Genomic DNA, 11612 nt, shown 5'->3' on the forward strand with positions numbered 1-11612 from the left:
TACTTAATCGACTCCGTTCGACTTGCATGTGTTAGGCATGCCGCCAGCGTTCGTCCTGAGCCAGGATCAAACTCTCCGTAAAATGGATTTTACGGAGTTAACCGCGCCATGGATGGCAATAGCGGTTAACATCCTTTATATCCTTATATTCCGGAGCTTTGACAAGCTCTAATTTGACTTTAATGATAACTGTTACTTTCCTCAGTTCTACATTGTCTATTTCGACAACGCAGGAGGCTAATTCAAGCAATAGTTTCAGAATTGATTGGTGTCTCTGCCTTTCGGCTTCGACGTTTCGCACGCTTGACTTTTTTACAACTGTTTGATTTTCAAGGACCGTTTTTGTTTCAAGAGTTTTATTATATCGCTAATACTTTGTTATTTCAACTGGTATTTGCTACCTCGTATCGGCGACATGTGCTATTATTGCATAACTAACTCGACAGTTCAACCATCAAGATTTACCAATCGTGCATTTTGTGCACAAAAAACATGTTTTTTGCGAAAAAACTTTTCAAAAATCTTAAAGTATACTCTCTTTTTTCTACCAAAAGCCTCAATCGATTTAATATAGCTACTATATAAAAGCATAGTTGCTATATTAAATCATGCCTAAGAGTTGCTTTCTTTTTTCTGTTTACGGTCTTTTGTAGAACCTTTAATGTGATCTTCTGTGTTCTCCATTTTTCTTAAATGAGTTCCATCTTCACCAACTTCACGCATAACCAGAGTATCTTGATCGGGATCTTGCTTAGACTTGTTATCTACCATCGAAGACTCACCTCCTTTATCCCTATATAGATTTTCCAGTTGAAAGTTCCTTTACTCTCTTAATTTGTAAGGTTTTTAACTTTTTTTGAAGTTCTATCTAATACAAGAGCACTAAATTTGTAGCAAAATTAAGTTACTGAAAAGTCTGAACGTCTATTCATTTTTTAACTAAAACATGATAAAATCTACTTTGTAGGTGCGAACAACAAGGGCTTGTCCTTCTCTCTCCCATACACAAGGGGGTAGATCCACCTCATCTTGTTCTTAGTTGGAACAATGTCGGTCTTGTATCAACGCACCTCTTCTTAAGCATTACTCTGCGCTATCCCAAACTTTTTTATGCAGATCTGCTCACTTTTTCTTGTATTCAGTATTCACCTTTCTCTAGAATTCTTAATTTGGCAGGTAAGCATAAGAAGAGTCACCTACAAAAGAACATATGTCTATTTATTACGCCAATTCTGAGAGGTATGTACATGAAAGCTTACGTGGGAACGGTTCTGCGCATCAACTTATCAACAAAAACTATCACCAAGGAAGCTATTGATGCCGAAATGGCACAAAAATTTGTGGGCGGTCGCGGTCTCGCTACTTATATGTTATCTCAGGAAATTGACCCGACTATAGATGCTCTCAGCCCTGAAAACAAAGTATTTATCGCTACAGGTCCTTTAACTGGCACTAATGCTCCTACTAGCGGCCGCTATATGGTGGTCACTAAAGCTCCTTTAACTGGAACAATTGCTTGTTCTAACTCTGGTGGTTACTGGGGGCCTGAGTTAAAGAACGCTGGATATGATATGGTTGTTTTGGAAGGAAAAGCTGAAAAGCCTGTCTATATTACTATTATTGATGATGAAGTAGAGATTAAAGACGCCGATCATCTCTGGGGCAAGAAAGTTAACGACACTACTGATACCTTGCTAGAAGAAATGGGCGATCAAAAAGCTCGTGTACTCTGCATTGGCCCGGCTGGTGAGCAACTTTCCCCAATTGCCGCCGTTATGAACGAGCGCTTCCGTGCCGCTGGCCGTTCTGGAGTTGGCGCTGTTGTTGGTTCTAAAAATGTAAAAGCTATCGTTGTTCGCGGTTCTAAGAAAGTAGAAGTGGCTGACAGCGAAAAAATGCGTGATATCCTCAAAGGTGCTATGGCTAAGATTCGTGAAAACGGTGTAACTGGACAAGGCTTACCCAAATACGGCACTGCTGTACTAGTTAACATCATCAACGAAAGCGGCGTTTTCCCCACGCGGAATTTCCAAACCGGCGTTTTCGAAGAAGCTGAAGAAGTTTCCGGTGAAACTTTAGAAGCTAAATATCTTGTGAAGCGCGATCCCTGTTACCGTTGTCCTATCGCCTGTGGTCGTTATTGTAAAGCTGACGACATGGAAGGCGGCGGTCCTGAATACGAGACTCTCTGGGCTTACAGTGCCGACTGTGGCATTAGCGACCTCAAAGCAGTAATTAAAGCTAATCACCTCTGTAACGATTATGGCCTTGACACCATTTCTGCTGGTTGCACTATTGCCTGTGCCATGGAGCTCTTCGAAAAAGGTTACATAAAAGCAGAAGAAATTGATGGACCAGAATTGAACTTTGGTAATGCCGATGCCATCGTAGAATGGACACGCAAGATGGGTGAAGGCGAAGGCTTTGGTGCCAAACTAGCTCAAGGTTCTTACCGCCTCGCAGAATCTTACGGTGTACCTGAACTATCCATGACTGTGAAAAAGCAAGAACTGCCAGCCTACGACCCTCGTGGTATTCAAGGGCAAGGCGTACAATACGCAACTTCTAACCGTGGCGGTTGTCACGTTCGCGGTTACCTAATCTCCCCTGAAATTCTAGGTATTCCTGAGAAATTAGATCGGCTCTCCCTAGAGAACAAGCCTCAGTGGGCGAAGATTTTCCAAGATCTAACGGCTACAATTGATGCTACTGGCCTTTGCCTCTTCACTTCTTTTGCACTAGGTGCACAAGATTATGCAGATATGCTCTCTGCGGCTACAGGGCAAGAGTGGACTGCTGATTCCGTGCTCGAAGCAGGCGATCGCATCTATAATATTGAACGTATCTTTAACTTAAAAGCTGGCTTTACCAAAGCAGACGACACTTTACCGAAGCGACTTCTCGAAGAGCCTATACCAGAAGGACCCAGCAAAGGCTGGACTACAAAGCTCGATGAGCTCTTACCGCTGTATTACGAAGTCCGTGGTTGGGATGCTGAAGGTGTACCAACAGAAGAAACGCTGAAAAAACTAGGATTGAAGTAAACTGGATGAAAAGGGAGGGCTCACTGTAAAGAGACCCTCCCTTTTTCTATCATAATTCCTACTTTAATAATCTGCTCTTGCCCTCCATCTGAAAGGATGATAAGAAATTGAAAGACCAAGAATTTGAACTTACCTTTCACCCCAAGCCGACTTTGCGAAAGCTTTACGTTGAAATAACGGCACGCTGTAATTTATCTTGTGTCATGTGCTTTCGAAGAAGCATGAAAAGTCCTCAAGGAGACATGAGTGAGGAAATTTTTCATAGTATTTTAGAGGGAACAAAAGACTTTCCGCACTTAAGCGAAATAGTCTTTGGTGGCATAGGCGAAAACTTTGTCCATCCCCACTTTCTATCATGGGTGCGAGAAGCTCGTGAGAAGAATCTTGAAGTTACCATCTTCACCAACGGTACTTTATTAGATGAAAGAAAGATCGAAGCTCTTCTTGATCTCGACGTTTCTCGTCTAATGATCTCCCTAGACAGCCCTGATCCCCTAGGGTATGATCAAATTAGGGGACACAACCTAGAAAAACTGTTAGCCCATATTGCCGCATTTAATGAAGCAAAAAAACGTCGCCGTCTGGATAGGCCCTGGTTGATTTCTGAGTTTGTCCTTATGAGAAATAACTATCACTCTCTTCCAGCTCTTGTTGACCTTGCCTCACGTTATGATATTCGTGAAATCCACCTTACCAACCTCATGCCTTTTACTTCTGCTATGGTTGACCAAAGTCTCTATCACCCTGCACTGCCTGACGATCTTGATGACGTCCTCGCCAAAGCACGTTTACGTAGCTTTTCTGGGCAAGTTGCCTTAATCGAGCCAGAATTCTCACTAAAAACAGAGCGCCGTTGTCAGTTCATGGAAGATTATGCCTGCGCCATTGGATGGCAGGGCCAGATCTCTCCTTGTTTCCGACATCTTCATTCTTACCAAGAATACGTCTACGGCAGAAAAAAAGATGTCCTAGCTTATGATTTTGGCAATCTACAGGAAAAAACACTCTATGAGATTTGGACATCACAAAAATATATGGAGTTTCGTTATAAAATCGGTCACGGCATCTACCCTTCCTGCCCTGACTGTAATTTTGTAAATGGCTGTGATTACGTTCTAGATTCTGACGCAGACTGTTATTATAATAGCCCTGGTTGCGCTGACTGCCTTTGGTCTCGTCGCTTAGCTCTATGCCCTTAAAGCTGATAAATGGGGAGGACCTTTCATGAAAATACTGGTCAAGCTATTTGCCACTTTTCGCGACAATCGTTTTGTTAAGCAAGAAATGGAGTTTCCTGATGATACAACAGTCAAAGAAGTCTTAGCTGTTCTCGCTATCCCTGATGAAGAAGTGGCTATCTTAATGGTCAATGGAAGAAACGAAGAAGTCGATCATCCTTTAAAAGACGGAGACACCCTCTCCCTCTTTCCCCCTGTCGGTGGTGGGTAACAGGTAGCACCTGAAAAGGGTGATGAATGGTGTTTTTCGATTTTCTTGGCTTTTTCTTTTTTTTACTTAAAGAAGTTATATTCTTTGTCTTATCAACCCCTTATTTTTGGCTCACTTTACTTGCCCTGATCGCAGTTACTACCATACTTGTCAAATGGCGTCATAGCAAAACTAGTGGTGATACTAATGAAAAAGAAAGAACAGAAAAAGATAAAATACCTGGCCATGCTTAGGCCAGGTATTTTATTGTTATTTGAAAAAACTATCTACTTTTCCTATACGGAAAGTTAAATTTATATTATACTTAACCATAGAAGGATATCTGGTTAAGATAGTACATTGCGGAGGGATATTCATGAAAGTATTAAAAATTCCAGAGCCCACTGTAGTTCGCCTTTCTCTCTATTCACGCTTTTTGAATCAAGCCAATGATAGAGGAATGGATATCATATCTTCAGATGAAATTGGTGTTGCAGTAGGAATTCCTTCCGCTCAAGTTCGTAAAGATTTGTCTTATTTTGGCGAGTTCGGTATTCGAGGAGTAGGCTATCGCGTCAAAGATCTTTGCGAGCAAGTGGACAAGCTACTTTGTGTTAATCAGTCTTGGCCAGTCATCATCATCGGTGCAGGTCACCTTGGCAAAGCTTTAGCTACATACAAAGGCCTGCTTGATCGTGGTTTTGATGTAGTTGCACTTTTTGATAGTCATCCTAACGAATTAGAGCATGAAAAGGATAGCGGAACTGATACTCTACCTGAAAACCTGCCCATCTACCCTTTAGATATGCTTAACAAAGTTGTTCAAGAAAAGCAAGTAAAAATGGGCATCATTGCTGTGCCAGCAGATTCTGCACAATCGATTGCAGACGATCTTGTTCAATCTGGCGTAGCTTCCATTATCAATTTTGCACCTGTTGTCTTGAATGTACCAGACCATATAGAAGTACGTAACATAGACTTAACTGTCAATCTAGAAGTTCTAAGCTTTAATTTGGGAATGCGAAGTTAAGAAAAGATAAAAAAGACACAGCTGTGACAATAATGTCACCTTGCTGTGTCTTTTTTTTATACGCAACCTGTCGGTTTTGGAAGACCTGCTATCTTGCAAGCACCTTTAGCTGGACCTGTTGGAAAAAGATCATAGAGCTGTTTTAATGAATAGCCTGTTTCTGTACATAGTCTGCGAACCATGGGAGCTATGTTGTATTTTTCATAATACTTACGGAGATAAAAAATAACTTGCCAGTGCTGTTCGGTCAGTTCTTCTACATCTTCTTCTCTGGCAACTGCCTCGGCAACTTCTTCATTCCACATATTCGTATCTACGAGAAAGCCGTCCTTATCAAAGGAAACAGTCAGGCCAGACTTAGTCGTAATAGAAACCACGCTTCAAGCCTCCATTGCTACTAACAAAAATTCTTAAATTACTTCAACTATTTTTTCTATTTCTATTTTTCCAGCGTCCTATCCAGCGCTCTATGACTCCACTAGTTTCAAGTTTTACTTGCGCAGGTTCTCCTTCATCAGGTGCTGCTATGATTCCGATTGGTTCGCTCCATTTCTTCTCAATGCTTTTGTGTCGCCATACACCTTCGTTTTTGCCGTCTGGCAAAAACTCCACTTCAACATGGAGGGGTGACATAGAAGCTGCCATAGACAGATCATTACGAGTTCTGACATCATGACCATTGACCCTACTGACAACATCGCCTGTTTGTAGACCTAGCTTTTCTGCTGGCGAGCCCTGAGCAATACCTAGAATTCGCAAGCCCCAGGGTGAAGGCACATAGAAAGGTTTTCCACCTAGTTCCCTTCGTTGTGTCCATAGAATAAGAGCTTCATGACCAAGTGGGCCAAATAAGGCGGCTAAAATAGCCAGCGAAGGTTGAAAAGAAGCTAGTAGAGCAAGTCCCAGTAAAATAAGGCTATATAGCCCTAGTAAAAAAGCTGATAGCCGCGAGTGCTCTCGCGGAGGTCTCGTAACAGCTAAATCACCATAACCTAGAGCGGCTACAATCGGCAATGGTACAAAAAGAAGCATCTGTCCTACAGCTGGTTCCATCGCTGGCGGCTCAATTAAAGGCCACCAACCTGGCATAGCCATACCTGAGGTAGCTAAGCTACTTTCTTCTGGTATAGCTACTACAGTCAAAACCATAAGCGGTATGGGCCAAAAGCTTTGTAAATTATAGCCCCCAACAGTCATGCCTTTTTGATGAGAAATGTAGACAGGTACAGAACTTCGATGACCTGTAAAGTAGATTAACAAAGCTTCTACCATGTGCAGTATAGCCACTAGTCCCATAATTTGGGCTACGCTGATCGCTTCCCACCCTAAGATAATGGCCGCTAAGGAGAGCACACCACCTGCATAAGCAAAGCAGAGATAGCGTGTGTTGATTAACATAAGCAGTAATGCTATAGGCCAGAGATAGAGAAAGCCTGCTTCAGTAATAGTTATACCAAAGAAAATAAGCAAAAAAGAGCCAATCATGCCGCCAAAAATCCCAAATGCAATGGCTACCAAGATAGGACGCCAAGAGCTTTCTTGCTCTATCCGAAATAGTTCTGCTTTCATTTTGGCCATGCGACGGTATTGTAAAGCTATGAGTATAACGATTAGCCAAAACAAAGAAGGGTATTGGAAGGGCTGGGCAACCAGCAACCAAATACCCTGAAAAATCAGTTGGAGCATATTCCACAGGTTAAAGGCTTCCATATTAGACAACCTGCCTATTTTTGAATTAAGAATCTTTACTTATCTAACTTATATGTCTAATTGCTTAGCAAAAAGTTATTGTATCTTTCCTTGTATAATCTCTAGAGCTTTGATTAGCTGAACATCTTCATTCTCATCTTGTTTTTCTACTAGATAATGAGCGTCTGTTCTGTTAGCGATTTCTACTTCTACATCAGGTTCGATACCAAGCTTGTGGATATCATTTTCATGAGGCGTGAGGTACTTTGCTGTCGTAAGCTTTAAGGCAGCACCACCGTCTAGTTGCATTACCATCTGCACAATACCCTTACCAAAGGTTTTTGTCCCTACTAATGTGCCCGTTCCATTGTCTTTAACAGCACCAGCCACGATTTCAGAAGCACTGGCTGAGCCTCCATTAATCAGGATGACCAGAGGCAGACCTATATAGTCACGAGTGCTATAAGCTGTTTCTGTACCATCAGAACGGTCCACGATATGCACAACAGGTCCAGTAGGGATAAAGTGTGAGGCAATGTCTACCGATGATTCTAGTTCTCCACCAGGATTATCGCGCAAGTCTAGTACAATCCCTTTGACACCTTCTTGCTGGAACCTCGTTAAGGCTCTATCTACCTCACTGGCCGCTATTTTATTGAACTGGCTAATTTGTATAATACCGATGCGCTTGTCTTGCTCAGCAAGCTCTGCTGTAACTACGGGGATATGCACTTCTTCCCGAACGATTGTGAACTCTTGGAAGCCTTGACCTCCTTCACGGAAGATGGTCAACTGAACTTCTGAGCCTTCTGGCCCTTTGATTTTGGATACGGCTACATCAACATCTAGTTCAGCTACATCAACACCATCGACTTTTACAATCACGTCACCTGCACGTAAGCCTGCTCTCTCGGCAGGTCCTCCTTTGATAGGAGAGACTACAACTAGTTTATTTACATCTCTTTTGCTTACATAGACACCGATACCTGTGAAGCTTCCTTGAATCTGTTCAAAGAGCTGTTTGTATTGGTCTGCATCTAAATAGCTTGAATAAGGATCGTTTAATGAACCGACGATACCTTTCATGGCACCATCGACAAGCGTTGAAAAAGGGACAGGTTCTAAGTATTCGCGGTTTACCAAATGTACCACTTTGGCCAGTCTGCCTAAATGCTGATAATTTGTTATCAATGCCACTGTTAGCATTGCTGTAACAAGGACACTGATCGCAACAATTATGGCGGCCGCAATGGTAAGACCGCTACGACGTCCAGTCAATAACTTCAACCACCTTAATTCGGATTTCCTTCCCTCCTACTTCTATACGCATTGTAGGAGTTTTGTATTCTCCTTTCTAACGACCTATATAGGGCATGGGATTGACGTGTTGCCCATTTTGTCTTACTTCAAAATGTAAGTGTGGACCTGTACTCCAACCTGTTGAGCCCACAGCTCCAATTCGTTCTCCTTTTTGCACTGTCTGACCTTCTCGAACACCTATGACAGACATATGAGCATATAAGGTTGATGTACCGCCACCATGATCTAGGATTACTGTATTACCGTAGCCTCCGCTACTGCCAGCAAAAATAACAATGCCTGTCTGAGAAGCTAAGATAGGTGTACCTGTTGAAGCGGCGAAGTCTACCCCTGTGTGGAAGCGCGACGTCTTCAATACAGGGTGAATGCGTCCTCCATAAGGTGAAGTTACTCGAGCGTTTTGAGGCAGTGGGAACGCCATGGGGCCAGTACCCATAGCGGCACGGTTTTGCTGTAGTTGTAAGTTGCGAATCATGCTTTCTAGCTGTCTTGACGTTCTTTCTAAGTCGTCAAGCATCTGTTCCACAACTTCTTTTTGTGATGTTACCTCTTCTAGAAGCTGTTGGTGCTCTTGGCTCTGTTCGTTCAGTCGTCTTCTTTCTGCTTCGGCATTCTGTTTCAGTTCACTTAGCTCATTTTTGCGCACTTCTAGATTGGCTTTATGAGCCGCAATAGCTCGCTCTTCTGCTTCAATCTGACGGATTAACTTGGCGTCTTGCTCTACAATTTTCTCCATCAGATCGAGGCGCGTTAAGAAGTCAACAATATGAGTAGCTTCGAGCAAAACTTCTACGTAAGAGACGTTTCCATTTATGTACATATCTCGCATACGCATTTTTAATAATTCTAGCTGTTCATCATGCCTTTTCTGAGCCTCTTCTAGTTCTTTCTGGGCCTGACCAATTTGTTTTTCTACAACATCCATTTGCCGTCCCAGTTCATAAATGGCTCTTTCAGTCTGGCTTATCTCTCTTTTTACAATATCTAAGCGACCGAGAATTGTCCGCTCTTCCCGCTTTCGTTGCTCAAGCTCTCGACGAGTATTATTTATTTGTTGTTGTACTTGATTATGATCTTGGCGAGCTTTGGTTAACTCATCGGCCATGGCTATACCATATGGCTCTGTGCCTAATCCGGGAAGAAGAAGTGTAGAAAACAAGGCTGTCCCCACTAGAGCCGCCACAAGACGACGGGAAAAAGTCCTCGGGGCTTCACTATTTTTTTTAGATTCTCTATTGATATCTTTTATATCTTTTTCCATCCCATTCATTTTGATGTCATCGCTCCTTCAGTTCAATGAGAAATCTGAAGAGAAGTTATACTTTCAAGAATTTACGCAATGATATGGTACTACCTAAAGCACCAATAAAGACGCCTGTGGCTAGTAGAATCTGAGAAATCGTAACAAGAAAATCTGTATCGCTTCTCAGTGGAACAAAGGGAATATAAGATTGAACGTAAGTAATAACATTCGTATAGGTAAAGAAAAGGAATGAAACGGCAATTACTGAGCCGAAAAAACCTAAAAACATACCTTCCAGCAAAAAAGGCCAGCGAATAAACCAGTTCGTTGCACCGACGTACTTCATAATCGTTATTTCTTTCTGTCGTGCAAAAACGGTTAAACGAATCGTTGTCGAGATTAGAAAAACAGCGGCCGCTCCAATAAGTCCCATAACAGCTATGCCGCCCATACGTACCCAGTAGGTGAGGCTTAAGATTTGTTCGACCACACCATGACCATAGCGAACTTTTTCTACGCTTGAGATTCCTTCTAGTTCTGACGCTAGAGGTGCTACATCATTGGGATTGGAAGCTTTGACGCGATACATATCAGGCAGGGGATTTTCATTACCTAAAGCGCGAAAGTAATCACTTTGATCGCCTAAAGTGCGACGCATGTTGGCTAGTCCTTCTTCTTTGGGGACGAATATTACTTCACTTACTTTATCGTGATTGCCAATCCTTTCGCCAACTCGTTGAACTTCTCTAGCATCAGCGTCAGTTTGCATAAATACAGCTATTTCCAATTCGGATTCAATGGTGTCTGCCAGATGATTAGAGTTCATGACGAGGACAAGCGATAAGCCCAGAATGAGCAAGGATACGGCAACAGTTGATACGGAAGCAATACTCATCCAACTGTTCTGCCACATAGAACGGAAAGCTTCCCGGAAAATATATGCAACTGTCCGAATTTTCATGTTTCCGTGTCTTTCTCCTTTTCGTAGCTTCCGCGTTCTTCATCTCTTACTACGCGGCCACCTTCGATAGCTATTACTCTTTGTCGCATAGAATCTACAATATCTCGAGCATGGGTGGCCATGATGATTGTCGTGCCGCGTCGATTAATATCAAGTAGAAGATCCATAATTTCTTTGGCTGTTTCAGGGTCTAAGTTCCCTGTTGGTTCATCAGCAATAATTAGCATGGGATCATTAACAATAGCTCGGGCAATGGAGACCCTTTGCTGTTCTCCACCAGAAAGCTGGTGAGGGTACAAATTAGCTTTACTTCCCAAGCCAACCATGTCTAAAACTTGCGGTACTCGTTGACGAATTTTTTTGACGGGTCCTTCAACTACTTCCATAGCAAAAGCTACGTTTTCAAAAACTGTCTTCTTTGGTAATAGACGAAAATCCTGAAATACTACACCCATCTGACGACGCAAATGAGGTACGTCTTTGTCACGCATGCGAATAAGAGAGCGCCCGTTAAAAATAATTTGGCCCCCTGAAGGTCTCTCTTCTCGAAAAAGAAGCTTTATAAAAGTAGATTTGCCAGCACCAGAAGGGCCAACGAGAAAAACAAAACTTCCTTTTTGTATGCGCACGCTTACATCTAAAAGCGCTTTTACCCCGTTAGAGTACGTTTTCGAGACGTTGAACATCTGTATCATTTGTTTCAACCTCCACATCAGGAGAGTCTTCGACATAAAAGCCTTATATCCTTTTTGTTTTTAGCAAGAAAATAAAGGAACGATCAGGAAAAGGAGAAAGACGCAGATTGCTTTAAATAAAGAAAAACCGCAGAGACGCAGAGTGTACAGAGGACTAATTTATTAATAAATTAGTCCTCTGTACACTCTGCGTCTCTGCGGT

At 42.4% G+C, this 11612-nt stretch carries 13 protein-coding genes and 1 rRNA gene; 5 read left to right on the forward strand and 9 right to left on the reverse strand.

Going from position 1 to position 11612, the window contains the following annotated elements:
- The 3 genes from F9B85_RS14670 to F9B85_RS14500 all read right to left on the reverse strand — a co-directional run.
- Positions 1-82 (reverse strand): 16S ribosomal RNA (locus F9B85_RS14670); the annotation flags it as partial.
- Positions 83-97: 15 nt separating this feature from the next.
- Complete coding sequence (locus tag F9B85_RS13585; RefSeq protein ID WP_151621769.1) at positions 98-301, reverse strand: hypothetical protein; 204 nt, start codon at positions 299-301, stop codon at positions 98-100.
- A gap of 311 nt (positions 302-612) precedes the next feature.
- A complete protein-coding gene (locus F9B85_RS14500; RefSeq protein WP_170270554.1) occupies positions 613-771 on the reverse strand; it encodes a hypothetical protein in 159 nt (52 codons plus the stop codon).
- Positions 772-1247: 476 nt separating this feature from the next.
- Between F9B85_RS14500 and F9B85_RS13590 the strand changes: the two genes are divergently transcribed.
- From F9B85_RS13590 to F9B85_RS13610, 5 genes are all read left to right on the forward strand, one after another.
- A complete protein-coding gene (locus F9B85_RS13590; protein ID WP_151621770.1) occupies positions 1248-3044 on the forward strand; it encodes an aldehyde ferredoxin oxidoreductase family protein in 1797 nt (598 codons plus the stop codon).
- Positions 3045-3151: 107 nt separating this feature from the next.
- Positions 3152-4243 carry a tungsten cofactor oxidoreductase radical SAM maturase gene (locus F9B85_RS13595; protein WP_151621771.1) on the forward strand — a complete coding sequence of 364 codons (1092 nt, stop codon included), beginning with the start codon at positions 3152-3154 and terminating at the stop codon, positions 4241-4243.
- Between the two features lie 25 nt (positions 4244-4268).
- Entirely contained in the window at positions 4269-4493 is a 225-nt protein-coding gene (locus F9B85_RS13600) for a MoaD/ThiS family protein (protein ID WP_151621772.1), read from the forward strand.
- A 26-nt stretch (positions 4494-4519) separates the two neighbouring features.
- Positions 4520-4726, forward strand: coding sequence for a hypothetical protein (locus F9B85_RS13605; RefSeq protein ID WP_151621773.1), 207 nt, complete (start codon positions 4520-4522; stop codon positions 4724-4726).
- Positions 4727-4848: 122 nt separating this feature from the next.
- Entirely contained in the window at positions 4849-5502 is a 654-nt protein-coding gene (locus F9B85_RS13610; protein ID WP_151621774.1) for a redox-sensing transcriptional repressor Rex, read from the forward strand.
- Positions 5503-5558: 56 nt separating this feature from the next.
- On the opposite strand, the gene F9B85_RS13615 is transcribed toward F9B85_RS13610, so the two are convergent.
- From F9B85_RS13615 to ftsE, 6 genes are all read right to left on the reverse strand, one after another.
- On the reverse strand, positions 5559-5870 hold the full coding sequence (locus tag F9B85_RS13615; RefSeq protein ID WP_151621780.1) for a TusE/DsrC/DsvC family sulfur relay protein: 312 nt from the start codon (positions 5868-5870) through the stop codon (positions 5559-5561).
- Between the two features lie 52 nt (positions 5871-5922).
- Positions 5923-7212, reverse strand: coding sequence for a PDZ domain-containing protein (locus tag F9B85_RS13620; protein ID WP_151621775.1), 1290 nt, complete (start codon positions 7210-7212; stop codon positions 5923-5925).
- Between the two features lie 75 nt (positions 7213-7287).
- The gene (locus tag F9B85_RS13625) at positions 7288-8469 is read right to left on the reverse strand and encodes a S41 family peptidase (protein ID WP_151621776.1); all 1182 of its coding nucleotides are present in this window, start codon (positions 8467-8469) and stop codon (positions 7288-7290) included.
- A 76-nt stretch (positions 8470-8545) separates the two neighbouring features.
- Positions 8546-9781, reverse strand: coding sequence for a murein hydrolase activator EnvC family protein (locus F9B85_RS13630; RefSeq protein ID WP_151621777.1), 1236 nt, complete (start codon positions 9779-9781; stop codon positions 8546-8548).
- 46 nt (positions 9782-9827) lie between these two features.
- Complete coding sequence (gene ftsX, locus F9B85_RS13635) at positions 9828-10715, reverse strand: permease-like cell division protein FtsX (RefSeq protein WP_151621778.1); 888 nt, start codon at positions 10713-10715, stop codon at positions 9828-9830.
- A complete protein-coding gene (gene ftsE, locus F9B85_RS13640; protein WP_151621779.1) occupies positions 10712-11410 on the reverse strand; it encodes a cell division ATP-binding protein FtsE in 699 nt (232 codons plus the stop codon). The genes ftsX and ftsE overlap by 4 nt, the downstream gene beginning before the upstream one ends.
- Positions 11411-11612: the final 202 nt, after the last annotated feature.

Origin of the sequence: Heliorestis acidaminivorans, assembly GCF_008933955.1 — a bacterium.
GTDB lineage: Bacteria > Bacillota > Desulfitobacteriia > Heliobacteriales > Heliobacteriaceae > Heliorestis > Heliorestis acidaminivorans.